This is a genomic window from Curtobacterium sp. NPDC088465, assembly GCF_044753165.1.
Classification (GTDB): domain Bacteria; phylum Actinomycetota; class Actinomycetes; order Actinomycetales; family Microbacteriaceae; genus Curtobacterium.
Map to the genome: position 1 here is coordinate 69,053 of NZ_JBIVMR010000006.1, position 25,214 is coordinate 94,266.

The window sequence follows — 25,214 nt, forward strand, 5'->3', positions numbered from 1 at the left end:
CCGACGCACGGGAGGCGCGCTGCCAGCTGGCAGCGCGCCTCCCGTCCGTGACGTGGCCGGGTCTCAGACCAGGCCGAGCTTCTTCCGCAGGCTCGCCACGTGCCCGGTCGCCTTCACGTTGTAGAGCGGCAGCTGCACGACGCCGTCCTCGTCGACGACGACCGTCGACCGGATCGTGCCGGTGACGATCTTCCCGTAGTTGTTCTTCTCGCCCCACGCGGCGTACGCCCGGTGCACCGCCAGGTCCGGGTCGCTGAGGAGCGGGAAGGTCAGCGCCTGCTCGTGCTGGAAGGTCTTGAGCTTCGCGGGCTCGTCCTTCGAGATGCCCAGGACCTCGTAGCCGGCTGCCTGGAGCGACGACATGTTGTCGCGGAAGTCGCAGGCCTCGGTCGTGCACCCGGGGGTCGACGCCGCCGGGTAGAAGTACACGATCACCTTGCGACCCCGCAGGTCCGCGAGGCTGTGCTGCGCGCCGTCCTGGTCCGGGAGGGTGAAGTCGGGGGCGGTGTCGCCGGCTGCGAGACGGTCGGTCATGGTGCTCCTGTTCGGTCGCGGCGCCCGAGTGGTCGTGGGCACGCGAAAGTCATGCTAATGTTGTTTCCCGTTGCAGCACGGAAGTGCGAGAGCGACAGACAACTGAACACCATGCGCCTCTAGCTCAATTGGCAGAGCAACTGACTCTTAATCAGTGGGTTCTCGGTTCAAGTCCGAGGGGGCGCACCGCAAGGCCCGGTCGGATCACTCCGACCGGGCCTTCTTCGTTCCCCGGGACGGTCCGGTCGGTGGCCCCGGAGGGCGACACGCGCGGACTGCAGTCGGGGCGCAGATCCGCGACCAGGATCTCGGACGTGCTCTCGAGTCCGCCCCGGGGCGGCCTCAGGTGGTCGGGAGGTCGACCACGCGCGTCCCGCCGACGAGGGGTGCGAGGGCACCGCCCGTCGCCGCCGCGAGCTCGGCTCGCAGGACGTCGAGCGCGTCCTCGGGGACCCAGAGCGTGAACCCGACGGTGCTGCCGTAGGTCGGTGGGTCGAAGGTCGCTCCGTGCTGCTGCACCCACTGCCGCAGCACGTTGTCGATGCGGCCGGCGTCCGCGTGGGGCGCGGTGACGTCGACGCGGGTCAGCTCGACGCGCTGCAGCGTCGTGGCGCGGTCCAGCGTCTCGGACACCGAGGTCGAGTACGCGCGGACGAGTCCGCCCGCACCGAGCTTCACCCCACCGAAGTACCGGGTCACGACGGCGACCACGTCGGTCAGGTCGCGGCGACGCAGGACCTCGAGCATGGGGACCCCGGCGGTCCCGGACGGCTCCCCGTCGTCGGAGGACCGTGCCTGGTCGCCGAGCACCCCCGTGACCATCGCGGAGCAGTTGTGCCGGGCGTCCCAGTACCGGCGGCGGACCTCGGCGACGGCGCGCTCCGCGTCCTCGACCCCGCTGACGGGGACGACCGTGGTGACGAACCGCGACCTCGTGACGACGATCTCGTGCTCGACGGTGCCGGCGATGGTCGACGGGAAGTGGCGGGGCACGTGCTCGAGGGTAGCCGCGCGCCGTCGGCGGCCCGCGCTACCATGGCGTGCACAGCCGACGACTGGGGAGGAGTCCGATCGACATGACCACCGTGGATCCCAGGGGCGGCGCGCTCGACGCTGCCGAGCTCGCTCGTCGACTCAACCTGTTGCTCGACTTCGAGGAGTCGCAGCGCGGCGCTCCCGTGCCCTTCGCGGCGATCGAGGAGTACGTCGCGGCGCAGGGCGGTTCGCTCTCCCGCGCCAAGTGGACGTACATGCTCTCCGGCGACGGCCGACGCAACCGGGACACCGACCTCCTGCGCCTGCTCGCCGGGTTCTTCGAGGTCGACGAACGCTTCCTGCTCGAGGACAGTGCCGTGCCCGAACGGATCGGCGCCCAGATCGCGCTCGTCCGTGCCCTGCGGTCGGCACGGGTGAGCGGCTTCGCCGCGCGGACGTTCCCGGGGGAGCTCTCACCCGAGGCCCTGCGGCGCATCGCCCAGGTGCTCGAGGAGGAGTCGGCACGAGGGGGTGTGGCGTGACGGACCCCTCGGTCGAGGCCTTCTGGGCCCGCGGGGCAGCCGAGGGCTGGTCGGACATCGACCAGGCCGTCGCCGCTGCCGCCGACCACGTCGGCAAGCCGGTCGTCGTGCGCGAGGAGTCGTTCCTCAGCGCCGAGCCGGTCTGCGGGTTCGTGGCGACGCTCGAGCACCAGCACCTCGTGATGATCTCCCCGACGAACTCGGCGACGTTCCGGTCGTTCGTCATCGGCCACGAGCTCGGGCACGTGCTGCACCGGCACTCGGAGCACGCGGCACAGTCGGCCTACGTGCGCGACGTGATCCCGGACGTCCCCGAGTACAAGGTGGAGCGAGCACTCGCGCGCGGGCTGTTCTCGAACACCTACGAGCACGAGGCCGAGCTCTTCGCCGACCGCCTCGCCGCCCTCATCCGGTCGAACCGAGGTCGTCCGAGCGCCTTCCGCGGGGTCTTCGGGTGATCGTCTCCGTCACGATGGCGGTGGTCCTCGTCGTCGGGACGGTGGTGCTGTTCCGACTGCAGCGGGGGCAGGACCGGACGCTCGCGGTGACGTTCCTGCTGTTCACCGCGACGATCGTCACGAACGTCGATCCGCTGTACCGCTGGCTCGACCCGCTCGTCGGTGGCCGCAACGTCGTCACGGTCGTCAGCGACTGCCTGATGATCGCCGGGACGAGCACGCTCCTCTGGGGCGTCGCGAAGGCCGTCGGCGCAGCGTGGCGGTGGCTGCGGACCGCCATCATCGTCGCGTTCGCGGTCGTCGTGGTGGTGGTCGTGGCGGCGTTCCTCGCGCTCGACCAGCCGCCGACCACGACGACGTTCATGCTCGTCGCGGGGCACCAGCCCGCCGCGGCCGTCTACTCGATCGCGCAGACGACCTACCTCGGCACCGCGGTCGGCGCCACCGGTGTGATCTGCATCATGCGCCTGCGGGAGGCCCGGACGGCGGCGGACCTGGTCGGGCTGTGGGTGATCGTGCTCGGCGGGGTCCTCGGTGTCGTGCGGATGGTCGTCGTCGCCGTGATGGACGTCGCACACGTGGTCGGTCGCCTCGACGTCACCCGCGCGCTCACCCCGCCGTACGACGTCACGACGCCCGGCGCGGTGCTCTGCATGGCCTCGGGGATGCTGCTGCTGGTCATCGGCCACCAGCTCTCCCGTCGACGCCGTGCGCGCCGCCTGGACGCCGCCCTGGCCGCCCTCGAGCCGCTGCACGCCCGCATCGGTACCGACAACGCCTACCCGGCGACCGAGGACACCGCGACGCGGCTCAGCCGGACCATCGTGGAGATCAACGACGGTGCCCGCCGCTCGCGCCGACCGCTGGACGCCGACGAGCGCATCGTGCTCGCCGAGGCGGAGTCTGCGCTCGACGAAGCGCTCGCGCCTGCTCGCGACTCCGTCTGAGTCCTGCTCGTCTGCATCGGTCGGATCACGTTCCCGAGCAGCGCTCGACGTTGCGGTGTGCTTCCGTGTAGGGTCTGTAGCACGTGCTACACGACGGGGTCCCTCGTCGTCGGCACGCCGGGGAGGTCTCGGCCGCGTTGGGGGCGGCCGAGCACCCCCGGGCTCACGCTCCGGTCACGAGCCGGGGTCGCGTCGCTGTCTAGACTCGTCGGGTGACCGTCTTCGCCGCCATCGTGCTGTTCCTCGCCGCCGTGTTCAACCTCGTGACCTGGCCGCGCTTCTTCCAGCGGGTCGCGAAGGACAGCCGGGCGCGCGACGCGGCAGGCAAGCCGACGACGTTCTACACGGTGCACCTGGTGCTGCTGCTCATCGCCTTCGCGATCGCCCTCGCCGCCGTGGTCGCGGGGATCCTGCTGCTGGTCTGACGCGGTCCGAGTGGCCACCTGACGGACGGGAGGCGCGGTGCCGGCTGGTACCGCGCCTCCCGTCCGTCCGTGGTCACCATGCGCTCGTGAGCCGCCGCCGTCCCGTCGAGCCGCCGCTGTGCCGGCGAGACGCCGCCGTCCCGCCGAGCCGCCGCTGTGCCGGCGAGACGCCGCCGTCCCGGCGAGACGCCGCTGTATCCGGCGGCGTCTCGCGGCGCCTGCGGTGTCTCGCACGAACGCAGGCGTCTCGAACTGATGCAAGCGTCTCGCGCTGATGCCGGCGTCTCGCGCCGACGCCGGCGTCTCGCGCGCGGCGAGCGACCCGGACGGCTCAGGAAGCCGGCGGCAGCGGCGCCCCGAGCGCCCGCTCGAGCCCGAGCCGCGCCACCCGCTCGTCGCCGGTGTCGAGCAGCACGCGGAACGTCTCGTCCTCGCAGACGAACTCCACGCACACCGCGTCGAAGTCGCACGGCTCGATGCGCCACCCGGTGATCAGGTCAGTCGGCACCTGCGTCAGTGCGTCGCGCTCGAAGCTCGTCTCCGCGCGGACGGTGTCGTCGTAGACCCGGATCCGCCCGAAGGTGCCACGCCAGGTGAGTTGGAGGTCGAGCGTGGGGGAGACAGAAGGGTCCGGCACGCGCCGATCGTACCGGCGCGCACCGGACCCTGTCCGGGAGGCGCGATCAGCCGCGGGAGCTGCCCGACCCGTCCTGTCCGTCGCGGCGGACCTGGTTCGCGGGGTCGCGCACACCGATCGGGAACGGCCCGGTCACACCCTCGCGGAGCGCGGCGATGCGGAGGATGCGGTCGCGCTGCAGGAACCAGCCGACGATCAGCAGCGGGATGATGACCACGAGCGAGGCGATCGTGTACGTGCCGACGGGGTAGTCGATCGCCATGAGCACGACCACCGACGCCAGGAACGCGAGCGTCAACCACGAGGTGACCGGAGCGCCGGGCAGCTTGAACGACGGCTCCTTCGCGAGCCCCTGCTTCGCCCACTGCCGCAGCTTCATCTGGCAGAGGATGATCGTGCCCCACGCGGTGATGATGCCGAGGCTCGCGACGTTCAGCGCGATCTCGAACGCCTGCGCCGGCACGAAGTAGTTGAGGGCGACGCCCGCGACGGTGAACGCCGCGGTGAGCAGGATGCCGGCGTACGGCACACCGCCCTTCGACATCTTCGTGGTCCACTTCGGCGCGGAGCCGTTCATGCCCATCGAGTGCAGCGCGCGGCCGGTGGAGTACAGCCCCGCGTTCAGCGACGAGAGCGCTGCGGTGAGCACCACGAAGTTCATGATCGACCCGGCGACGATGCCGACCTGCGGGTTGCCGAGCGACGAGAAGAACGTCACGAAGGGGCTCTGCCCGTCCTTGTACGACGTGTACGGCAGGAGGAGGGAGAGCAGGACGACCGACCCGACGTAGAAGACCGCGATGCGGAAGACGACGGAGTTGATGGCGCGGGGGATGACCTTCTCGGTGTCCTGGGTCTCGCCGGACGCGGTGCCGACGAGCTCGATGGCGGCGTAGGCGAACACGACGCCCTGGACGACGAGCACCGCCGGCAGCACGCCGTTCGGGATGAGTCCGCCGTTGTCGGCCCAGATCGAGAAGCCCGTGCGGACCGCCTCGCCGCCGGTCTCCACCGGGAAGGCGAAGATCAGCCAGACGAGGGCGATCACGAGGAACGCGACGAGTGCGGCGACCTTGATGAGCGCGAACCAGAACTCGAGCTCGCCGAACACCTTGACGGCGACCATGTTGGCGGCGAGCACGACGACGAGGGCGATGAGTGCGAGGAGCCACTGCGGTGCCGCGGTGAACGCACTCCAGTAGTGGAGGTACAGCGCGACGGCGGTCGTGTCCACGATCGAGGTCATCGCCCAGTTCAGGAAGTACATCCACCCGGCTGCGTAGGCGAACTTCTCGCCGTAGAACTCGCGGGCGTAGGAGATGAACGACCCGGAGGACGGGCGGTGCAGGACGAGCTCGCCGAGCGCGCGCAGGATGAAGAACGCGAAGACGCCGGCGATCAGGTAGGTGACCGCCAGCGCGGGGCCGGCGGTGTTCAGGCGTCCGCCCGCGCCGAGGAAGAGCCCGGTGCCGATGGCCCCACCGATCGCGATCATCTGCAGTTGCCGGGGCTTCAGACCGTGCTGGTAGCCCTCCTGCTCGTGCGAGAAGTCGTTCGCGGGCTTCGCAACACCCGTGTCGTTCTGCGCTGTCATGCGCGCCAACCTACATGCGTGGACGGCCCGGGGTGGAACGGGAGCCCACCCTGAACGACACCACAGGTGTGCCGACGCTGAACGCCCACCGACGCCGGTCCGACAGCATGGACGGATGGACACCCTCCTCCGACTCCTCGTCGCGATCGGGATCGCCCTGCTCGTGACGGCCGCCGCAGCGCTCGTCCTGCACCTCGTGCTCCGGACCATCGCCCGCCGGGAACGCTGGGCCGCGGTCCTGTCCCGGCGCACCAAGCACCCCGCGCGGTCGATCCTGCTCATCGCGCTGCTCTGGACGGCCTTCACGACGAGCATCCCGCACGACGAGGACACCTACCCGTGGCGCGACGAGGTCTCGCACGCCTTCCTCATCGCCACCATCGCCGTCGGCTGCTGGCTGGCGTGCCAGATCGCCATCTTCCTCGAGGACCTCGGCCTGCACCGCTACCGCGTCGACGTCCCCGACAACCGGGTGGCACGGCGCATCCGCACCCAGGTCCTCATCATCCGCCGACTCACGGTCGCCGTGCTCGTCATCATCGCGGTCGGCGCGATCCTGCTGACCTTCCCCGGGGTCGAGGCCGCGGGCGCGAGCGTCCTGGCCTCGGCCGGACTCATCTCCGTCGTCGCGGGTCTCGCGGCGCAGTCCACCCTCGGCAACGTGTTCGCCGGCATGCAGCTCGCGTTCTCCGGGTCGATCCGCGTCGACGACGTCGTCGTGGTCGAGCAGCAGTGGGGGCGCATCGAGGAGATCACCCTGACCTACGTCGTCGTGCACCTGTGGGACGACCGCCGGTTCGTGCTCCCGTCGACCTACTTCACGTCCACGCCGTTCGAGAACTGGACCCGCACCGGCAGCGAGCTGCTGGGCGCGGTCGAGTTCGACCTCGACTGGCGGATCAGTCCGACCGAGATGCGCGGGGAGCTCGACCGCATCCTGTCGACCTCGACGATCTGGGACGGTCGGACCAAGGTGCTCCAGGTCACCGACGCGGTGAGCGGGCTCGTGCGGGTCCGCATCCTGGTGTCCGCTCCGGACGCCGGCGGCCTGTTCGACCTGCGCTGCTACGTCCGCGAGGAGATGGTCGAGTGGGTGCAGCGCGAGCACCCCGACGCCCTGCCCCGTCAGCGGGTGCAGGTCACGCAGGGCACCGAGCGCGTCGGCGAGCGCCGCGCCCGCACCGAGGAGCAGGACGCTGCGCTCTTCCGCGAGGGCGACGAGCGCACCGCGCTGTTCACCGGTCCGATCCAGACGTCCGACATCCGTCCGGACGAGGTCCCGCCCGAGCGCTGACCGCACGCCCTGACAGCCTGCGCTGACCGCACGGGCGTCCGCAGGTCGCGACGCCACGGGACGACGGACGGGAGGCGCGGTACCGGTGGGTACCGCGCCTCCCGTCCGTCGTCCGGTCACCGTCGTGACCGCGACGTGCGTCCTAGCGCTGGCGCGCCTTGACGGCTCGGTCGTCCTCGACGACCGTGCCGAGCGCGACGATCGTCGTCGCGAGCCACGCGATCCACGTGAGGGCCAGGCGCCAGTCGCGCGGCCCCTGCCGTGTGGTCTGCACGACGCTGTAGCCGCTGATGATCGAACTCCACACCGCACCGCTGAACATGAACTTCCGCACGGGTTCCTCCTCCTGGTCGTCCCAGCCACGCTACCGGCCGCTACATTGGAGCGCCGCCGGTCGCCCTGCCGGTCCGCAGAGCGAGGAGACACCGTGCGCCAGGCCGTCATCGGGGGAGTGCTGCTCGTCGTGGGCGCCGTCTGCGTCGCGCTCGGGCTGCTGCCCCTCTCGGACCTCGGCGCGCTGGCCGACCGGGTCGTCCCGGTGCTCGCGTTCGTGCTCGGGCTGACGATCGTGTCGGAGCTCGCGGCCGACGCCGGTGTCTTCGACCGGCTCGCCGACCTGGCGGCCCGGGTCGGCGGCGGGCGCACGATCGGCCTCTGGGCGGCCGTCGTCGTGCTCGCGGTGGTCTGCACGGTCTTCCTGAGCATCGACACCACGGCGGTGCTCCTCACCCCGATCGTCATCACGCTCGCGCGTCGCGTCGGGCTGCCGCCGATGCCCTTCGCGCTCACGACCGTGTGGCTCGCCAACACGGCGTCGCTCCTGCTGCCGGTGTCGAACCTGACGAACCTGCTCGCCGTCGACGGGATCGGCCTCGACGGCCCGATCCCGTTCGCCGGCCTCATGGTGTGGGCGGCGCTCGCCGGGGTCGTCGTGCCGTGCGCGGTGCTCCTCGTGGTGTTCCGCGGGAAGCTCTTCGGCCGGTACACGCCGGTCGACGTGCGACGGCCGCGCGACCCGCTGTTCTTCTGGGCGGCCTCGGTGGTGCTCGTCCTGCTCGTGGTCGCGCTGACCGCCGGCGTGACGGTCTGGGTCGCGGCGCTCGTCGCGGCGGCGCTGCTCGTCGTCGTCGCCGCGTTCCGCGCGCCGTCCGAGCTCCGGCCGTCCCGCGTCCCCTGGGCGACGCTCGTCTTCGCGGCCGGGCTGTTCGTCGTCGTCGAGACCCTGCACGCCACGGGGCTCACCGACCCGATCGTGCAGGCGCTGTCCGGTGGCACCGACACCGGGTCGCTCCTGCTGCTCGGCGGTGCCGGCGGGGTCGCGGCGAACGCGATCGACAACCTGCCCGCGTACCTGGTGCTCGAGCCGGCCGCCGGCCACGAGGCGCTGCGCTACGCGGCGCTCCTGGTCGGCGTGAACGCGGGGTGCCTCATCACGCCGTGGGCCTCGCTCGCGACGCTGCTGTGGCACGCACGGCTGTCGGCCGAGGGCGTGCACCTGTCGTGGGGACGCTACATGGCGCTGGGGTGCGTGGTCGCGCCGCTCACCGTCGTCGCCGGTGTGCTCGCGCTGCAGCTCTGAGGCGGCCGGCTACAGCCAGTCCTTGCTCTTGAACACGCGGTAGAGCACGAGCGACGTCGCGACGATCAGCGACACCGATGCGGCCAGTCCGCTCCAGTGCCCCTCCCCGGGGAACGTCACGTTCTGCCCGAAGAACCCGGTGATGGCGGTCGGGATCGCGATGATCGCCGCCCAGCTCGTCACCTTCTTCATCACGGTGTTCTGCCGGTTCGACGCCAGGTTCAGGTTCGTGTCGAGGACGCTCGACACCGCGTCGCGGAGCTGCTCGACCGAGTCCGCGATCGTCACGAGGTGGTCCTCGACGTCACGGAGGTACGGGCGGATGCCGTCGGCGATCGTCTCGGCGTCGCCGTGCAGCAGGGACCCGACGCTGTCGCGCGTGGGCACGACCTGCCGCCGGAGCACGCCGAGCGCCTTCCGCAGCCGGAAGGACCGGCGCTGGACCTGCTGCTCGCGCGGGTCCCCGTGCTCGAACAGGTCGTCCTCGAGGTCGTCGATGCGTGCCTCGATGTCCTCGACGGCCTTCGTGGCGTGGTCGACGACGGCGTCGAGGAGTCCCCAGACGAGCCAGGGCACCCCGCGGTCGGCCAGGTCGGCGTTCGCCTCCAGCCGCCGTTCGACGGCGCCGAGGTCGACGTCGGGGCCGTGGATGGTCACGAGCGCCCGGTGCGTGACGAAGGCCTTCACCTCGTGCGTGACGAGCTCGCCCTCGGCGTCGAGGCCGTCGACGTCGTAGACGACCAGGAACAGGCTGTCCCGGTAGCGGTCGAGCTTCGGCCGCTGCCCGTGCTCGAGGGCGTCCTCGACCGCGAGCGCGTGCACCCCGAGCTCGTCCTCGAGCTGGTCCAGGTCACCGGGGTCCGGGTCGACGTGGTCCACCCACACGAAGGTGCCGTCGTCGCGCTCCAGCAGGTCCGACACCCGTTCGACGGGGAAGTCCCGCTCCACCGCGGTGCCGTCCCGCCACGCCCGTGTCATGACCATGGCGACGAGCCTAGTGACGGCGCACCGAGAGCCGGCCGCCCCTCCGCTGGTACCGTCGGCCTCGATCCCGGCGCACCGGCCGGAGGGAACGGAGACACCAGCACCCCATGGCAGCAGACACCGACCCGGACCGCTACGCCTTCGTCGTCGCCTCGAACCGCCTCCCGGTGGACCGCGTCGTCGACGAGGACGGCAACGAGGGGTGGCGGCACTCGCCCGGCGGGCTGGTGACGGCGCTCGAACCGGTCATGCGCGCCAACGACGGCGCCTGGGTCGGGTGGGTCGGCCAGCCGGACGTCGAGGTCGCACCGTTCGACAACGAGGGCATCCACATCGTGCCGGTGCCGCTCAGCGCCGCCGACGTCGAGGAGTACTACGAGGGGTTCAGCAACGACACGCTGTGGCCGCTCTACCACGACGTCATCGAGCACCCGAGCTACCACCGCGACTGGTGGATCGCGTACCGACGCGTCAACGAGCGCTTCGCCGACCAGATCGCCGAGATCGTCGAGCAGGACGGCATCGTGTGGGTGCAGGACTACCAGCTGCAGCTCCTGCCGGCGCTGCTGCGGGAGCGCCGCCCCGACCTGACGATCGGCTTCTTCAACCACATCCCGTTCCCGCCGGTCGGCATCTACGCGCAGCTGCCCTGGCGCGCGCAGATCCTCGACGGGCTGCTCGGTGCCGACGTGATCGGCTTCCAGCGCCAGGACGACGCGAGCGACTTCCTCCGCGCGGTCCGGCACATCAAGGGCTACACCACCAAGGGGTCGACCATCGACGTCCCCGTGGACGACCCGGCGGCCCCGCGGAGCCGCAAGGGCATCACCGTGCGGCACGTCGAGGCACGGCACTTCCCGATCTCCATCGATGCCGAGAGCTTCGAGGAGATCGCCCACCGGCCCGAGGTGCAGGAGCGCGCGCGGGAGATCCGCGAGAGTCTCGGCAACCCGAAGACCGTGCTGCTCGGCGTCGACCGGCTCGACTACACGAAGGGCATCCGGCACCGGATCAAGGCGTTCGGCGAGCTCGTCGAGGACGGCCGGATCGCGGTCGAGGACGCCACGCTCGTGCAGGTCGCGAGCCCGAGCCGCGAGCGGGTCGACACCTACGCGACGCTGCGTGACGAGATCGAGCTCACCGTCGGCCGCATCAACGGCGACCTCGGGGTCATCGGCCACCAGCCGATCGCGTACCTGCACCACGGGTACCCGCGCGAGGAGATGGTGGCGCTCTACCTGGCCGCCGACATCATGCTCGTCACGGCCCTGCGCGACGGCATGAACCTGGTCGCGAAGGAGTACGTGGCCGCCCGGTTCGACAACGACGGCGTGCTCATCCTGTCCGAGTTCGCGGGTGCCGCCGACGAGCTCAAGCAGGCCGTCATCGTCAACCCGCACGACATCGGCGCGCTGAAGGACTCGATCCAGCGCGCCATCGAGATGCCCCGCCGCGAGCGCTCCACGCGCATGCGCGCGCTCCGCAAGCGCGTCCGCGACAACGACGTGGCCCGGTGGTCCCGCTCGTTCCTCGAGGCGCTCGACCGGCACGCCCCGCGCGGGTCGCGGATCGACCCGTCCGACGACGGCGGCGAGCGGCACCGCGAGGCGGAGGACGACGGGATGTCGATCTTCGACCAGGACGCGCAGAAGGCGCGTGCCGCCGAGGACACCCGGGAGGCACGCGGTGCCTGAGGTCTCCACCGACCCGGCCGTCCTGGCGGCGGCCCTCGAGACGCTCGCGGCTGCGCCGCGACTGCTCGTCGCCCTCGACTTCGACGGCACGCTCGCACCCTTCGCCGACGACCCCGCACGGGTCGGGGCGCTCCCCGGCTCCTGGGCCGCGGTGCTCACCCTGCAGCGCGCCCGCGACACCGAGGTCGTGCTCGTCTCCGGGCGTCCGCTCGAGGGGCTCGCCCGGGTGTCGCACGCACCCGACGGCATGGCGCTCGTCGGGTCGCACGGTGTCGAGTGGCGCGTGGACGGCCACGACGAGGCCGCGCTGAGCGACGACGAGCTCGCGCGGGTCGAACGGGTCGGCGCTGCCCTCGACGAGGTCGGTGCACGGTTCCCCGACGTCGTGATCGAGCACAAGCCGGCCGGCCACGGTGTGCACACCCGGCGGGCGAGCGTCGAGGACGCGGCCGCGGCGAACGCGGCGGCGCACGAGGCGGCGCACGCAGCAGACCCGGACGTGCTGGAGCGCGGCGGCAAGGACATCGTCGAGTTCGCCGTCCGGCACGTCACGAAGGGCGACGCGATCGATCGACTGCGCGGGCTCCGCGGCGCCGACGCGGTGTTCTTCGCCGGCGACGACGTCACCGACGAGGACGCCTTCCGGGTGCTCCGCGACGGCGACGTCGGCGTGAAGGTGGGGGAGGGCGACACGCTCGCCGCCCACCGCGTGGCCGACCCTGCGGCGCTCACCGACGTCCTGAAGCAGCTCGGACGCCTGCGCGCGACGCGCTGACGACCCGGCCCCGCGCCTCCCGTCCGCCGGCTCGTCCCTCGGGACGCAACCCAGGCGGCTGCTCGCAGCGCTGTACCGCTGCGAGCAGTCGCTGACATTGCGTTCCGCGGGACCGCCGCGGCGTCGTGTCCGGTTGGTATCCCAACTGGTCCTAGACTGCCTCCATGCCTGACATCGACGTGAAGCCGCGCAGCCGGGTCGTCACCGACGGGATCGAAGCGACCACCTCGCGTGGCATGCTCCGCGCCGTCGGCATGGGCGACGCCGACTGGGACAAGCCGCAGATCGGGATCGCCTCGTCCTGGAACGAGATCACCCCCTGCAACCTCTCGCTCGACCGCCTCGCCCAGGGCGCGAAGGAGGGCGTGCACTCCGGAGGCGGGTACCCGCTGCAGTTCGGCACCATCTCCGTCTCCGACGGCATCTCGATGGGCCACGAGGGCATGCACTTCTCGCTCGTCTCCCGCGAGGTCATCGCCGACAGCGTCGAGACGGTCGTCAACGCCGAGCGCCTCGACGGCACCGTGCTGCTCGCCGGCTGCGACAAGTCGCTCCCCGGCATGCTCATGGCCGCCGCGCGCCTGGACCTCGCGAGCGTCTTCCTCTACGCGGGTTCGGTCATGCCGGGCTACGTGAAGCAGGCCGACGGCTCCTTCAAGGAGGTCACGATCATCGACTCCTTCGAGGGCGTCGGTGCGTGCAAGGCCGGCACCATGACCGAGGCCGAGCTCAAGGAGATCGAGTGCGCGATCGTCCCGGGCGAGGGCGCCTGCGGCGGGATGTACACCGCGAACACGATGGCGAGCGTGGCCGAGGCCCTCGGCATGTCGCTGCCCGGGTCCGCGGCCCCGCCGAGCGCCGACCGTCGCCGTGACTACTACGCCCACCGCTCCGGCGAGGCGGTCGTCAACATGCTGCGCCTCGGGCTCACCGCCCGCCAGATCCTGACGAAGGAGGCGTTCGAGAACGCCATCGCCGTCGCGATGGCGCTGGGAGGCTCGACCAACGTCGTGCTGCACCTGCTCGCGATCGCGCACGAGGCCGAGGTCGAGCTGAGCCTCGACGACTTCAACCGCATCGGCTCGAAGGTGCCGCACCTGGCGGACATGAAGCCGTTCGGCAAGTACGTCATGGTCGACGTCGACCGCAACGGCGGCATCCCGGTGATCATGAAGGCGCTGCTCGAGGCCGGTCTGCTGCACGGCGACGTCATGACCGTCACCGGCAAGACCCTCGCCGAGAACCTGGCCGAGATCGACCCGCCGGAGCTCGACGGCGAGGTCTTCCGGAAGCTCGACAACCCGATCCACACCACCGGTGGCCTGACGATCCTCAAGGGCTCGTTCGCGCCCGAGGGTGCCGTCGTGAAGACCGCCGGCTTCGACGCCGCCGTGTTCGAGGGCCCGGCGCGGGTGTTCGACCGCGAGCGCGCCGCCATGGACGCCCTGACCGAGGGACGGATCCAGAAGGGCGACGTGGTGGTCATCCGCTACGAGGGCCCGAAGGGCGGCCCCGGCATGCGCGAGATGCTCGCCATCACCGCTGCCATCAAGGGCGCGGGCCTGGGCAAGGATGTACTACTGTTGACGGACGGACGATTCTCAGGCGGCACAACCGGCCTGTGCATCGGCCACATCGCACCGGAAGCCGTGGACGCAGGTCCAGTGGCATTCGTGCGCGATGGCGACCGCATCCGTGTCGACATCGCGGCTCGCTCGCTCGACCTACTGGTCGACGACGCCGAGCTGGAGGCCCGCCGAGAAGGCTGGGCCCCGCTGCCCCCGCGCTACACCCGCGGAGTCCTCGCGAAGTTCGCGAAGCTCGTCCAGTCCGCCGCCAAGGGCGCGGTCACGGGCTAGCGTCGACACGTTCGAACCGCCATCCCTCCAGGCAAGGACCACCTCATGCCCACGGAAGCCACTCCGCTGTCCGCGGCCGCCGGTACGCGGCGGTCGCCCGAGATCCTGACCGGCTCGGGAGCCGTCCTGCGGACGCTCGAGCACCTCGGGATCACCGACGTCTTCGGCCTGCCCGGCGGCGCGATCATCCCGTTCTACGACGAGCTCATGGCGTCGACGACCATCCGCCACGTCCTCGTGCGCCACGAGCAGGGTGCCGGCCACGCCGCCGAGGGGTACGCCTCCTCGTCCGGCAAGGTCGGTGTCGCCATCGCGACGTCCGGCCCCGGTGCGACGAACCTCGTCACGGCGATCGCCGACGCCTACATGGACTCGGTGCCGTTCATCGCGATCACCGGGCAGGTGTTCTCGACCCTGATGGGCACCGACGCCTTCCAGGAGGCCGACATCGTCGGCATCACGATGCCGATCACGAAGCACTCGTTCCTCGTGACCGACCCGGCCGACGTGCCGGCGACGCTCGCCGCGGCCCACCAGATCGCCACGACGGGTCGTCCGGGCCCGGTGCTCGTCGACATCACGAAGGACGCCCAGCAGAAGTCGGCGCCGTACGTCTGGCCGCCGAAGATCGACCTGCCCGGCTACCGTCCGGTCACGAAGGCGCACGGCAAGCAGATCACGGCCGCGGCCCAGCTGCTGGCCGAGGCCGAGCGTCCGGTGCTGTACGTCGGCGGCGGCGTCGTCCGCTCCGGTGCGTCGGCCGAGCTCCTGCGCTTCGCCGAGGCCACCGGTGCGCCGGTCGTCACGACCCTCATGGCCCGTGGCGCCTTCCCGGACTCGCACCAGCAGCACCTCGGCATGCCGGGCATGCACGGCACGGTGCCCGCGGTGCTCGGCCTGCAGGAGAGCGACCTCATCGTCGCCCTCGGTGCGCGCTTCGACGACCGGGTGACGGGCAAGGCGGACGAGTTCGCGCCGCACGCCAAGGTCGTGCACGTCGACATCGACCCCGCGGAGATCTCGAAGATCCGCTTCGCCGACGTGCCGATCGTCGGCGACGCCCGCGAGGTCCTCGTCGACCTCCTCGACGCCTGGGAGGACGTCTCCGCCGACCGGGCGGACACGAGCGCCTGGTGGGCGAAGCTCGACCAGCTCCGGCAGGACTTCCCGCTCGGGTACGCGGAGCCGACCGACGGACTGCTCGCGCCGCAGGCGATCATCAAGCGCATCGGTGAGCTCACCGGTCCCGAGGGCGTGTTCGCCTCCGGGGTCGGTCAGCACCAGATGTGGTCCGCGCAGTTCATCCGGTACGAGCGGCCGAACGCCTGGCTGAACTCGGGTGGCGCCGGCACCATGGGCTACTCGGTCCCCGCGGCGATGGGCGCGAAGGTCGCTCAACCGGACCGCGTGGTCTGGGCGATCGACGGCGACGGTTGCTTCCAGATGACGAACCAGGAGCTCGCGACCTGCGTCATCAACGACATCCCGATCAAGGTCGCGGTCATCAACAACTCCTCGCTCGGCATGGTGCGGCAGTGGCAGACGCTGTTCTACGACGGCCGACACTCCTTCACCGACCTGCAGACCGGTCACGGCACGCGCCGCGTCCCGGACTTCGTGAAGCTCGCCGACGCCTACGGTGCCCTCGGCATCCGCGTCGAGAAGGCGGACGAGGTCGACGCCGCCATCCAGCTCGCCCTCGAGACGAACGACCGCCCCGTGGTGATCGACTTCGTGGTCAGCCGCGACTCGATGGTCTGGCCCATGGTCCCGCAGGGGGTCAGCAACTCGTCCATCGAGTACGCCCAGGCCCTCGCCCCGACCTGGGACGACGAGGACGCCGACATGACGGGAGAAACCGCATGAGCCACGTCCTCTCCCTCCTCGTCGAGGACAAGCCGGGTCTGCTGACGCGCGTCGCGGGGCTGTTCGCCCGGCGCGGCTTCAACATCGAGTCGCTCGCCGTGGGCGGCACCGAGGTCGAGGGCCTGTCCCGGATCACGGTCGTCGTCGACGTCGAGGACCTGCCGCTGGAGCAGGTGACGAAGCAGCTCAACAAGCTCGTCAACGTCATCAAGATCGTCGAGCTCGACTTCTCGCAGTCGGTGCAGCGCGAGCACATGCTCGTGAAGGTCCGCGTCGACAACCAGACCCGCTCGGCCGTGCTCGAGGCCGTGAACCTCTTCCGCGCGCAGGTCGTCGACGTGGCGACCGACTCGCTCATCGTCGAGGTGACCGGCGACCCGGGCAAGATCCAGGCGATCCTCCGCGTCCTCGAGCCCTACGGCGTCAAGGAACTCGCCCGCGCCGGTCTGCTCGGCATGGGCCGTGGGCCGAAGAGCATCACCGACCGCGTGCGCTGAGCACACCCCGCTTCCGGGCGGGAGGCGCGGGGCGGTCCCGCCACGCGCCTCCCGTCCGCACACCACAAGCCACCAGAACCAAGGAGACACACCCTCGTGACTGACATCGTGTACGACGCCGACGCCGACCTGACGCTCATCCAGGGCAAGAAGGTCGCCGTCATCGGCTACGGCTCGCAGGGCCACGCCCACGCGCTCAACCTCCGTGACTCCGGCGTCGAGGTCGTCATCGGCCTCCAGGAGGGCTCGAAGAGCCGCGACAAGGCGACCGAGGCGGGCTTCGAGGTCCTCACCCCGGCCGAGGCGACGAAGAACGCCGACGTCGTCGTGATCCTCGCGCCGGACCAGGTGCAGCGCATCGTCTACGCCGAGGACATCGAGCCGAACCTGAAGGACGGCGCGACGCTCGTCTTCGGCCACGGCTTCAACATCCGCTACGGCTACATCGAGGCCCCCGAGGGCGTCGACGTCGCGCTCGTCGCGCCGAAGGGCCCGGGGCACACCGTCCGTCGCGAGTACGAGGCCGGCCGCGGCGTGCCCGTGATCGTCGCCGTCGAGGTCGATGCCTCCGGCAGCGCCTGGGACCTCGCCTGGTCGTACGCCAAGGCCATCGGCGGCCTGCGATCCGGCGGCATCAAGACGACCTTCACCGAGGAGACCGAGACCGACCTGTTCGGTGAGCAGGCCGTCCTCTGCGGTGGCACGTCGCAGCTCATCCAGTACGGCTTCGAGACCCTGGTCGAGGCGGGCTACCAGCCGCAGATCGCCTACTTCGAGGTCCTGCACGAGCTCAAGCTCATCGTCGACCTCATCTGGGAGGGCGGCCTCACCAAGCAGCGCTGGTCGATCTCCGACACCGCCGAGTTCGGTGACTACGTCTCCGGCCCCCGCGTGATCTCGCCCGAGGTCAAGGAGAACATGAAGGCCGTGCTCTCCGACATCCAGGACGGCACCTTCGCCAAGCGCTTCATCGAGGACCAGGACGCCGGCGCGCCGGAGTTCAAGGAGCTCCGCGCGAAGGGCGAGGGCCACCCGATCGAGGCCACCGGCCGCGAGCTCCGCGCGCTGTTCGCGTGGAAGTCGAACGACGCCGACTACGTGGACGGCTCGGCCGCGCGGTAGTCTGCGGTCGACCACCCGACTCCCGAGGCGGCGGTGCGTTCGCACCGCCGCCTCGCGACGTGACCCGAACGACATGCACCTGTACCCCTCCAGCTCCAGCGCCAGCACCTGGCGCCCCCGTGGCGTCCCCGTACCCGGGCGCTCCGCTTCCGTGACCCGTCCTGCAGTGCTGCCGATGCCGCTCCGCGGCGTCGCGAGGAGTGGTCACGACCGGGTCCTCCGACGTGGGAGGATCATCGGATGGCGGTGACGAAGCGAGCGGTCCACATCGGCGCCGGCAAGATCGGGCGCGGGTTCGTGGGTCAGTTCCTGGTCGCGAGCGGTTACGAGCTCACCTTCGTCGACGTGGACGACCGCGTGGTCTCCGCGCTCAACGACGCCGGCCGCTTCGTGGTCCACGAGGTCGGCGAGCAGCCCGTCGAACACCTCGTGTACGGCTTCCGTGCACTCAGCAGCAAGACCGACCGTGAGCGCGTCGTCCAGGCGATCGCCGAGGCCGACGTCGTCACGACCGCCGTCGGTGCACGCACGCTGCCGCTCGTCGCCCCCGTCATCGCCGAGGGCCTCGCGGCACGGGCGCCCGAGCGCGGCGACGTCACGGTCGTGGCCTGCGAGAACGCCTTCAACGCGACGGACTCGCTGCACGCCAGCATCCGACGCGCCCCGATCCTCGAGGACCGTCACGTCGCGGCGGTCTTCGCGAACTGCGCGATCGACCGCATCGTCCCGGACCAGTCCGGGGTGCTCGGACAGTCCGGTGGTCTCGACGTCGTGCTCGAGCCGTTCTACGAGTGGGTCATCGAGCGCACCCCCTTCGCTCCGTCCGACGCCGAGCCGCCGCAGATCGACGGCGTCACCTGGGTCGACGACCTGCAGCCGTTCGTCGAGCGGAAGCTCTACACGGTGAACACCGCCCATGCGACCGCGGCGTACCACGGCTTCGTCCGCGGGATCCGACTCATCCGCGAGGCCCTCGAGGACCGCGAGGTCCGCGCCGAGGTCGACGGGGTCCTCGCCGAGACGACCGCGCTGCTGGTCGCCAAGCACGGGTTCGACCCGGCCGAGCACGCCCGCTACGTCGCTGCGAACCTCACCCGCATCGCGAACCCGCTCCTGCCGGACACCACGGCGCGTGTGGGGCGCAACCCGCTGCGGAAGCTCGGACGGCGTGAGCGCTTCATCGGCCCGGCGTCGCAGCTGGCCGAACGCGGGCTCCCGGTCGAGCACCTGCTCGGAGCGGTCCGGGTCGCCCTGGCGTTCGACGACGAGAACGACCCCGAGTCGATCGAGCTGCACGCCCTGCTCCGCTCCGGCGCGACGGCGCACGCACTCACCGAGATCCTGACCGGGCTCGTGGAGAGCCACCCGCTGTTCCCCGCGGTGCGCGACGTCGTCGCCGGGGTCCTCGCGACCCAGCCCGCCGACGTCTGAGCGGTCCCTCGTGGTGTCCGCCGTCGCGGGTCCCTCGTAGAATCGTCCCCATGACCACGGCAGCATCCCCGCCCGACGGCTCGGTCGACCACGACGACGACGCCCTCAGCTGGGGCGACGCGGACGACGCGACCCACGTCGACGCGGCCCACAACCCGGTCACGGTGAAGGGCCACGGCGGACGCGACCCGGAGCGCCCGGAGACCTCCGGCGCCCTGGTCGGCTTCGGGGTCTTCGGCGGGCTCTACCTGCTCTACACGGTGGCGTGGCTGCTCACCGCCTCGACCGCGTACGTCGCGAACGTCGACACGCTGCTCACCGTCTTCGTCGAGGTCCTCCGCTTCCTGTCGATCGTCGCGCCCGCGCTGTGGTTCACCGTGGTGCTCTGGGCCGGTCGTGGTCGTCGGACCCGCACGCGGCTGCTGTGGATGCTGCTCGGAGCCGCCGTGCTCTTCCCCTGGCCGTTCCTCATGACCAGGAGCTTCGGGTGACCGCCACGACACCGGCAGCCCGCCGGACCTCGTCCCCGCTCGTCGGCCGCATCGTCGTCTGGGTGGTCTTCGGCGCGCTGTTCGCCTACATGACCGTCCAGAGTGTCGGGAACCTCGTCACCGTCTCGCAGTCGGTTCGCGCGTTCAACACGTTCCTCGAGACGACCTCCGGTGGTTCGTCGCTGCAGCGCAGCACCCCCTGGGGCTGGCTCGTCCTCGACATCGCGATCGCGCCCGTCGCGTTCGTGGTCGCCCTCTGGACGACGCGCCGGGCTCGGCTGTCGGTGACGGTCGGTGTCTTCGTCGTCGCGTTCGCGGCGGCGGGCGCGCTCTGGCTCGACCTCCAGCTGTTCGTGCCGCGCCTGCTCGACTTCTGACGCACGTCGCGACCGTCCCACGGACGGGAGGCACGGTGCCCGCTGGCTCCGCGCCTCCGGACCGGCGCGTGGTTCCGTCGGGGACCGACGGTGCGGTCGTAACCGGGTCCCCGCGTCGATACGATGGTGGGATACCGCCCGTCTCGTGTGAGGAACTGCAGCTGTGCCGAAGCCGGTCGTCCTGATCGCCGAAGAACTCTCGCCCGCCACCGTCGACGCCCTCGGGCCCGACTTCGAGATCCGGAACGTGGACGGTACCGACCGTGCCGCGCTCCTGTCCTCCCTCGCCGACGCGCACGCCGTGCTGGTGCGGTCCGCCACGAAGATCGACGCCGAGGCCATCGCCGCGGCGCCGCAGCTCAAGGTGGTCGCCCGCGCGGGCGTCGGCCTGGACAACGTCGACATCAAGGCGGCGACCACCGCCGGCGTGATGGTCGTCAACGCGCCGACGTCGAACATCATCTCGGCCGCCGAGCTCACGGTCGGCCACATCCTGTCGCTCGCGCGCCACATCCCCGCGGCCCACGCGTCGCTCGCCGCCGGCGCGTGGAAGCGTTCGTCGTACACGGGCGTCGAGCTGTACGAGAAGACCGTCGGCATCATCGGCCTCGGCCGCATCGGCGCGCTCATCACGCAGCGCCTGCAGGCGTTCGGCGTCTCGGTCATCGCGTACGACCCCTACGTCACGACGGCCAGGGCCCAGCAGCTCGGGGTCGAGCTGGTGTCGCTCGAGGACCTCCTCCGTCGTGCGGACTTCACCACGATCCACATGCCGAAGACGCCGGAGACGGTGGGCATGATCTCGGACGAGCAGTTCGCGCTCATGAAGCCGACCGCGTTCGTCGTGAACGTCGCCCGCGGCGGCCTGATCGACGAGGACGCCCTGCACCGGGCGCTCACGTCCGGGGAGATCGCCGGCGCCGGCCTCGACGTCTTCGTGTCCGAGCCGCCGAAGGACTCGCCGCTGCTCGCGCTGCCGAACGTCGTCGTCACGCCGCACCTCGGCGCCTCGACGGACGAGGCCCAGGAGAAGGCCGGCGTCTCCGTCGCGAAGTCCGTGCGCCTCGCGCTCGGCGGCGAACTCGTGCCGGACGCGGTCAACGTCGCCGGCGGCGTCATCGACCCGTACGTCCGCCCGGGGATCCCGCTCATGGAGAAGCTCGGTCAGGTCTTCACCGGCCTGGCCACCTCGCCGGTGACGAGCATCGACGTCGAGGTGCACGGCGAGCTCGCGCAGTACGACGTCAGCGTGCTGAAGCTCGCAGCCCTCAAGGGCGTCTTCACCGACGTCGTCAGCGACCAGGTCTCGTACGTCAACGCCCCGCTCATCGCGGAGCAGCGCGGCGTGAGCGTCCGGCTCATCACCGACGCCGACAGCCCGGAGTACCGCAACGTCCTCACCATCCGCGGTGCCCAGTCCGACGGGCCCGCGATCAGCGTGTCCGGCACGCTGACCGGTGCCAAGCAGGTCGAGAAGCTCGTGGAGATCAACGGCCACGACGTCGAGGTCGCCCTCGACGCGCACCACGTCGTGATGGTCTACACCGACCGCCCCGGCATCGTCGCGGTCTACGGCAAGGAGTTCGGCGACGCCGGCATCAACATCGCCGCGATGCAGATCTCACGCGAGGCCGCCGGCGGGCAGGCGCTGAGCGTCCTGACGGTCGACTCGCCGGTGCCCGCGGAGATCCTCGAGCACGTGCGCTCCACCATCGACGCGACCTCGCTCCGCGAGATCGACATCACGCTGTAGGGGTCCGGGACATGGCACAGACGGTCAAGCTGGCGGTCGTCCGCGGCGACGGCATCGGGCCCGAGGTGGTGGACGAAGCGCTGAAGGTCCTGCACGCGGTGCTGCCGGACGACCTCGACGTGCAGGAGACCGCCTTCTCGCTCGGTGCCGCCCGGTACCTCGAGACGGGCGACATCCTCACCGACGACGACATGTCCGCGATCGCCGAGCACGACGCGATCCTGCTCGGCGCCGTCGGCGGTGACCCGCGCGACCCGCGACTCGCGGGCGGGATCATCGAGCGTGGACTCCTGCTGAAGCTGCGCTTCGCGTTCGACCACTACGTCAACCTCCGCCCCACGACGGTGTACTCCTCGGTCGCGAGCCCGCTCGCCGACCCGGGCGCGGTCGACTTCGTCGTCGTGCGCGAGGGCACCGAGGGCCCGTACGTCGGCAACGGCGGCGCGATCCGCGTCGGCACGCCGCACGAGATCGCCACCGAGGTGTCCCTCAACACGGCACACGGTGTCGAGCGCGTCGTCCGGTACGCCTTCGACCTCGCCTCCCGCCGCCCGCGGAAGCACCTGACCCTCGTGCACAAGAGCAACGTGCTCGTGCACGCGGGTTCCCTCTGGCAGCGGACGGTCGCGGCGGTCGCCGAGGAGCACCCGGACGTGACCGTCGACTACCAGCACGTCGACGCGGTGACGATCCACATGGTCCGCGAGCCCGGGCGGTTCGACGTCATCGTCACCGACAACCTGTTCGGGGACATCATCACCGACCTGGCCGGCGCGATCAGCGGCGGCATCGGTCTGGCGGCCTCGGGGAACATCAACCCGGACGGCACCTTCCCCAGCATGTTCGAGCCGGTCCACGGTTCCGCGCCGGACATCGCAGGCCAGCAGGTCGCCGACCCGACCGCCGCCGTCCTGTCCGTCGCCCTGCTGCTCGACCACCTCGGTCGTGCAGACCTGGCGGCGGCCGTGACACAGGCGGTCGAGGCCGACCTCGCGAGCCGGGGCACCACGCCGCGCAGCACGGCCGAGGTCGGCGACGCCATCGCCGCCGCGGTCGCAGCACGCACCACCACCGCCTGACAGGAGTCACCCCGATGAGCAGCACCGACACCGAGACCGACGGCGACTTCGCCCTCGAGTTCGCGAACACGCCGTCGCCCGAGCGTCGGGCCGCGGCCGAGCGCGAGGAGATCCTCGCCGACCCGGGCTTCGGCAAGTACTTCACCGACCACATGGCCACCGTCGCGTGGTCGCTCGAAGCCGGCTGGCACAGCGCATCGATCCACCCGTACGGACCGCTGACCCTCGACCCCAGCGCCAGCGTGTTCCACTACGCGCAGGAGATCTTCGAGGGCATGAAGGCCTACCGCCACGCGGACGGGTCGGTGTGGTCCTTCCGGCCGGACGCCAACGCGCGCCGCTTCCAGCGCTCGGCCCGTCGGCTCGCGCTCCCGGAGCTGCCGCTCGAGGTCTTCGTCGAGTCGGTCCGGCAGCTCGTCCGCGCCGACGTGGACTGGGTGCCGTCGGCGCCGGAGACCAGCCTGTACCTGCGTCCGTTCATGATCGCGACCGAGTCCTTCCTCGGCGTCCGTGCCGCGCAGGAGGTCGCGTACCACTGCATCGCCAGCCCGGCGGGGGCGTACTTCACGTCCGGACCGAAGCCCGTGAGCATCTGGCTGTCGACGAAGTACGCCCGTGCCGCACGTGGCGGGACCGGGGCTGCGAAGACCGGCGGGAACTACGCCGCGTCCCTGCTCCCGCAGCAGGAGGCCTACGAGCAGGGCTGCCAGCAGGTGATGTTCCTCGACTCCGAGGAGGGCCGGTACCTCGAGGAGCTCGGCGGCATGAACGTCGTGCTCGTGCGGTCGGACGGCACGCTCGTCACGCCGGACTCGGAGTCGATCCTCGAGGGCATCACCCGCGACTCGATCCTGCAGCTCGCCGAGGACCGCGGGCTCCGGGTGGAGCGTCGTCGGGTGACGCTCGACGAGTGGCGGGACGGGGTGGCCGACGGCTCGATCACCGAGGCGTTCGCCTGCGGGACGGCCGCGGTGGTCACGCCGATCGCGGAGCTCCGCGGCGAGGGCTTCACGATCGGGTCGCCGACCGTCGGTGCCGGCGAGTTGACGATGTCGCTCCGCCAGGAGCTGACCGACATCCAGTACGGCCGTCGTCCCGACCCCCACGGGTGGATGACGCGCCTGACGGACCCGGCCTGAGCCGCGGATCGGTAGGGTCGAACAGTGAAGATCGCACGGTTCAGCAGCACGGGTGAAGACCCGCGGTACGGCATCCTCGACGAGCGTGACCTGGTCGTCCTTGCGGGGGACCCGATGTACCAGGGGTTCGAGACGACGGGGGAGCGGGTGCCGCTCGCCGACGCCAAGCTCCTCGCACCGGTGATCCCTCGGTCGAAGGTGATCGGCGTCGGCCTGAACTACGCCGAGCACGCGTCGGAGATGGACGAGCGGTCGGGGGACGACCCCGTGGTCTTCCTCAAGCCGAACACCGCGGTCATCGGTCCGGACGACCCCATCCGTCTGCCGGCCGAGGTCGGCCGTGTCGACCACGAGGGCGAGCTCGCCATCGTGATCGGCTCGCTCGCCAAGAACGTCCGGCGCGAGGACTTCGCGAGCGTCGTGCTCGGGTACACGATCGCGAACGACGTGACTGCGCGCGACCTGCAGGCCCGCGACGGACAGTGGACGCGAGCCAAGGGCTTCGACACCTTCTGTCCGCTCGGTCCGGTCATCGAGACCGAGATCGACCCGTCGGACATCCGACTCGAGACCCGCGTGGACGGCGAGCTGCGCCAGGCGGCGTCGACCAGCGAGATGGTGCACGACATCCCGTCCCTGGTCGAGTTCGTGTCGTCGATCTGGACCCTCCTGCCCGGCGACGTCATCCTCACCGGTACCCCGGCCGGGGTCGGGGCCATCCGCGACGGCGAGGTGGTGGAGGTCCTCATCGAGGGGATCGGCTCGCTGAAGAACCCGGTCATCGCTCGCCACTGAGTGCTCGCGACACCCGAACGGCCCGTTCCCACAGGGGAGCGGGCCGTTCGCCGTACCGGGGCCACGAGGTGCCGACCGTGCGACACGCCCGGGATGTGGGTGGTGTTGGTGGTGTGGTCGGGCCGTGCGTAGAGTAATCACTCGTTGCCGCTGAGGCGGAGAACGGAACGGCCGAGACGGTCACCGGGTTCACCTGGGGATCTTGTCCGCCACGGTTCTTCCCCGGCAACGAACTTCCAGCCCCTCTGATGAGGTACCACTGTGGTGGTGCTGAGTGGGGGGTGCGTCTGGTCCTTGAGAACTCAACAGCGTGCACATTGTCAATGCCAATTATTTTGACCCCGTGCGATCGCAGCTTTGGTTGTGG

Annotated in this window: 25 protein-coding genes and 1 tRNA gene; 20 read left to right on the plus strand and 6 right to left on the minus strand. The window is 70.8% G+C overall.

Annotation, left to right across the window (positions count from 1 at the left end; genetic code table 11):
* Window positions 1-63 precede the first annotated feature (63 nt).
* Window positions 64-534, minus strand: coding sequence for a thioredoxin-dependent thiol peroxidase (gene bcp, locus ACIP6W_RS15825; protein ID WP_066654958.1), 471 nt, complete (start codon window positions 532-534; stop codon window positions 64-66).
* A 113-nt stretch (window positions 535-647) separates the two neighbouring features.
* Between bcp and ACIP6W_RS15830 the strand changes: the two genes are divergently transcribed.
* Window positions 648-720 (plus strand) — tRNA-Lys (locus ACIP6W_RS15830).
* Between the two features lie 156 nt (window positions 721-876).
* Here ACIP6W_RS15830 and ACIP6W_RS15835 read toward each other — a convergent pair.
* A complete protein-coding gene (locus tag ACIP6W_RS15835; protein WP_209685232.1) occupies window positions 877-1,527 on the minus strand; it encodes a YigZ family protein in 651 nt (216 codons plus the stop codon).
* 83 nt (window positions 1,528-1,610) lie between these two features.
* Here ACIP6W_RS15835 and ACIP6W_RS15840 point away from each other — a divergent pair, with 83 nt between their 5' ends.
* From ACIP6W_RS15840 to ACIP6W_RS15855, 4 genes are all read left to right on the plus strand, one after another.
* Entirely contained in the window at window positions 1,611-2,051 is a 441-nt protein-coding gene (locus ACIP6W_RS15840) for a hypothetical protein (protein ID WP_066654954.1), read from the plus strand.
* Complete coding sequence (locus ACIP6W_RS15845) at window positions 2,048-2,509, plus strand: ImmA/IrrE family metallo-endopeptidase (RefSeq protein WP_066654952.1); 462 nt, start codon at window positions 2,048-2,050, stop codon at window positions 2,507-2,509. The genes ACIP6W_RS15840 and ACIP6W_RS15845 overlap by 4 nt, the downstream gene beginning before the upstream one ends.
* Entirely contained in the window at window positions 2,506-3,456 is a 951-nt protein-coding gene (locus tag ACIP6W_RS15850; protein ID WP_400430410.1) for a hypothetical protein, read from the plus strand. The genes ACIP6W_RS15845 and ACIP6W_RS15850 overlap by 4 nt, the downstream gene beginning before the upstream one ends.
* Before the next feature lie 212 nt (window positions 3,457-3,668).
* Window positions 3,669-3,881, plus strand: a complete 213-nt coding sequence (locus tag ACIP6W_RS15855) for an SCO4848 family membrane protein (protein ID WP_066654946.1) — start codon at window positions 3,669-3,671, stop codon at window positions 3,879-3,881.
* Between the two features lie 331 nt (window positions 3,882-4,212).
* Here the strand turns inward: ACIP6W_RS15855 and ACIP6W_RS15860 are convergent, their stop codons facing one another.
* Together ACIP6W_RS15860 and ACIP6W_RS15865 are read right to left on the minus strand one after the other, a co-directional pair.
* Window positions 4,213-4,518: a hypothetical protein gene (locus ACIP6W_RS15860; RefSeq protein WP_066654944.1), complete on the minus strand. Its 306-nt coding sequence runs from the start codon at window positions 4,516-4,518 to the stop codon at window positions 4,213-4,215.
* 46 nt (window positions 4,519-4,564) lie between these two features.
* Window positions 4,565-6,112, minus strand: coding sequence for an amino acid permease (locus tag ACIP6W_RS15865; protein ID WP_400430412.1), 1,548 nt, complete (start codon window positions 6,110-6,112; stop codon window positions 4,565-4,567).
* A 115-nt stretch (window positions 6,113-6,227) separates the two neighbouring features.
* Here ACIP6W_RS15865 and ACIP6W_RS15870 point away from each other — a divergent pair, with 115 nt between their 5' ends.
* Window positions 6,228-7,406: a mechanosensitive ion channel family protein gene (locus tag ACIP6W_RS15870; protein ID WP_066654941.1), complete on the plus strand. Its 1,179-nt coding sequence runs from the start codon at window positions 6,228-6,230 to the stop codon at window positions 7,404-7,406.
* A gap of 142 nt (window positions 7,407-7,548) precedes the next feature.
* On the opposite strand, the gene ACIP6W_RS15875 is transcribed toward ACIP6W_RS15870, so the two are convergent.
* Entirely contained in the window at window positions 7,549-7,740 is a 192-nt protein-coding gene (locus ACIP6W_RS15875) for a hypothetical protein (RefSeq protein ID WP_058728987.1), read from the minus strand.
* A 93-nt stretch (window positions 7,741-7,833) separates the two neighbouring features.
* Between ACIP6W_RS15875 and ACIP6W_RS15880 the strand changes: the two genes are divergently transcribed.
* Entirely contained in the window at window positions 7,834-8,985 is a 1,152-nt protein-coding gene (locus ACIP6W_RS15880) for an SLC13 family permease (protein WP_066654936.1), read from the plus strand.
* A gap of 9 nt (window positions 8,986-8,994) precedes the next feature.
* Here the strand turns inward: ACIP6W_RS15880 and ACIP6W_RS15885 are convergent, their stop codons facing one another.
* Entirely contained in the window at window positions 8,995-9,969 is a 975-nt protein-coding gene (locus ACIP6W_RS15885) for a magnesium transporter CorA family protein (RefSeq protein WP_066654931.1), read from the minus strand.
* 107 nt (window positions 9,970-10,076) lie between these two features.
* Between ACIP6W_RS15885 and otsA the strand changes: the two genes are divergently transcribed.
* From otsA to ACIP6W_RS15950, 13 genes are all read left to right on the plus strand, one after another.
* Window positions 10,077-11,663, plus strand: coding sequence for an alpha,alpha-trehalose-phosphate synthase (UDP-forming) (gene otsA / locus ACIP6W_RS15890; RefSeq protein WP_066654929.1), 1,587 nt, complete (start codon window positions 10,077-10,079; stop codon window positions 11,661-11,663).
* A complete protein-coding gene (gene otsB / locus ACIP6W_RS15895) occupies window positions 11,656-12,438 on the plus strand; it encodes a trehalose-phosphatase (protein ID WP_066654927.1) in 783 nt (260 codons plus the stop codon). Before otsA ends, otsB begins: the two co-directional genes overlap by 8 nt.
* Before the next feature lie 164 nt (window positions 12,439-12,602).
* Window positions 12,603-14,297, plus strand: coding sequence for a dihydroxy-acid dehydratase (ilvD, locus tag ACIP6W_RS15900; protein ID WP_066654925.1), 1,695 nt, complete (start codon window positions 12,603-12,605; stop codon window positions 14,295-14,297).
* Between the two features lie 45 nt (window positions 14,298-14,342).
* Entirely contained in the window at window positions 14,343-16,163 is a 1,821-nt protein-coding gene (locus tag ACIP6W_RS15905; RefSeq protein ID WP_066654924.1) for an acetolactate synthase large subunit, read from the plus strand.
* Window positions 16,160-16,660 carry an acetolactate synthase small subunit gene (ilvN, locus tag ACIP6W_RS15910; protein WP_066654921.1) on the plus strand — a complete coding sequence of 167 codons (501 nt, stop codon included), beginning with the start codon at window positions 16,160-16,162 and terminating at the stop codon, window positions 16,658-16,660. Before ACIP6W_RS15905 ends, ilvN begins: the two co-directional genes overlap by 4 nt.
* A 96-nt stretch (window positions 16,661-16,756) precedes the next feature.
* Window positions 16,757-17,782: a ketol-acid reductoisomerase gene (gene ilvC / locus ACIP6W_RS15915; protein ID WP_066654919.1), complete on the plus strand. Its 1,026-nt coding sequence runs from the start codon at window positions 16,757-16,759 to the stop codon at window positions 17,780-17,782.
* A gap of 240 nt (window positions 17,783-18,022) precedes the next feature.
* Window positions 18,023-19,213 carry a mannitol-1-phosphate 5-dehydrogenase gene (locus ACIP6W_RS15920; RefSeq protein ID WP_066654917.1) on the plus strand — a complete coding sequence of 397 codons (1,191 nt, stop codon included), beginning with the start codon at window positions 18,023-18,025 and terminating at the stop codon, window positions 19,211-19,213.
* A gap of 50 nt (window positions 19,214-19,263) precedes the next feature.
* Entirely contained in the window at window positions 19,264-19,704 is a 441-nt protein-coding gene (locus ACIP6W_RS15925) for a hypothetical protein (protein ID WP_066654915.1), read from the plus strand.
* Entirely contained in the window at window positions 19,701-20,081 is a 381-nt protein-coding gene (locus tag ACIP6W_RS15930; RefSeq protein WP_066654913.1) for a hypothetical protein, read from the plus strand. Before ACIP6W_RS15925 ends, ACIP6W_RS15930 begins: the two co-directional genes overlap by 4 nt.
* Window positions 20,082-20,244: 163 nt before the next feature.
* Window positions 20,245-21,834 (plus strand): phosphoglycerate dehydrogenase, encoded by a 1,590-nt coding sequence (gene serA, locus ACIP6W_RS15935; protein ID WP_251155579.1) that lies wholly within the window; start codon window positions 20,245-20,247, stop codon window positions 21,832-21,834.
* An 11-nt stretch (window positions 21,835-21,845) separates the two neighbouring features.
* Window positions 21,846-22,913 carry a 3-isopropylmalate dehydrogenase gene (locus ACIP6W_RS15940; protein ID WP_326495566.1) on the plus strand — a complete coding sequence of 356 codons (1,068 nt, stop codon included), beginning with the start codon at window positions 21,846-21,848 and terminating at the stop codon, window positions 22,911-22,913.
* A 14-nt stretch (window positions 22,914-22,927) separates the two neighbouring features.
* Entirely contained in the window at window positions 22,928-24,052 is a 1,125-nt protein-coding gene (locus ACIP6W_RS15945; RefSeq protein WP_251155581.1) for a branched-chain amino acid aminotransferase, read from the plus strand.
* A 24-nt stretch (window positions 24,053-24,076) separates the two neighbouring features.
* Window positions 24,077-24,847: a fumarylacetoacetate hydrolase family protein gene (locus ACIP6W_RS15950; RefSeq protein WP_066654901.1), complete on the plus strand. Its 771-nt coding sequence runs from the start codon at window positions 24,077-24,079 to the stop codon at window positions 24,845-24,847.
* Window positions 24,848-25,214 lie beyond the last annotated feature (367 nt).